This window comes from Devosia chinhatensis, assembly GCF_000969445.1.
In the GTDB taxonomy this organism is placed as follows: Bacteria; Pseudomonadota; Alphaproteobacteria; order Rhizobiales; family Devosiaceae; genus Devosia; species Devosia chinhatensis.
Genome location: NZ_JZEY01000052.1, coordinates 1 through 580, shown reverse-complemented (window position 1 = coordinate 580; position 580 = coordinate 1). Strand labels below are relative to the sequence as shown.

General features: G+C 53.3%; 1 protein-coding gene. It reads right to left on the bottom strand.

Annotation, left to right across the window (positions count from 1 at the left end; all coding sequences use genetic code 11):
- Window positions 1–49 precede the first annotated feature (49 nt).
- Window positions 50–370: a hypothetical protein gene (locus VE26_RS17690; protein WP_152658653.1), complete on the bottom strand. Its 321-nt coding sequence runs from the start codon at window positions 368–370 to the stop codon at window positions 50–52.
- Window positions 371–580: the final 210 nt, after the last annotated feature.

Sequence of the window (580 nt, the reverse complement as noted above, 5' to 3'; positions counted from 1 at the left end):
CTGCCTTACCTTGTCCACTTTTATTTTTCTTTCTTTCCCTCCCACCTCTCTACAGCCCCTTCCCCCCTACTTCAACCCTTCCTCCTTCCTTTCTCTCTCCTCCTCCCCGCCCTTTCTCTCCCCCCACTTTCCTGCCACCTTTTCCTTCCCCCTCATCTCTTTCGTTTCCTCTTCCCCCCCGCCCATCTCCCCTCCTTTTCGTCCCCTGTCCTTCCCTGTTCTTTCCTCCTCTTCTGCTCTCTCTCCCATCGTCCCCTCCTTTCCTGTTCCCCTGTCCCCTTCCTCCTCTTTTCTCCTTTCTGTATTCTCCTCCTTTCTCCCTTCTTTTTCCTACCTCCATATCTTTCTTCCCTTCCTTCTGCCAATTCATCCTCCTGATTTCTCCCCAGTGTGTGTGTCTCTGTCTTATTTTGCATCCTCTTTCCCAGCGTTTCGCTGTCGCCCAGTACTAGTCCTTTTTGCCCCTTCTATTCGCGCCGGTTCCTGTTCTCGCCGGTTCGTCTTTGCCCCTTTCCTTCTTCGGCCAGTTCCACCTCCCCCCCTTCCTTTTTTGTCTCTTTCCTTTCCCCCTCCTTCCCTC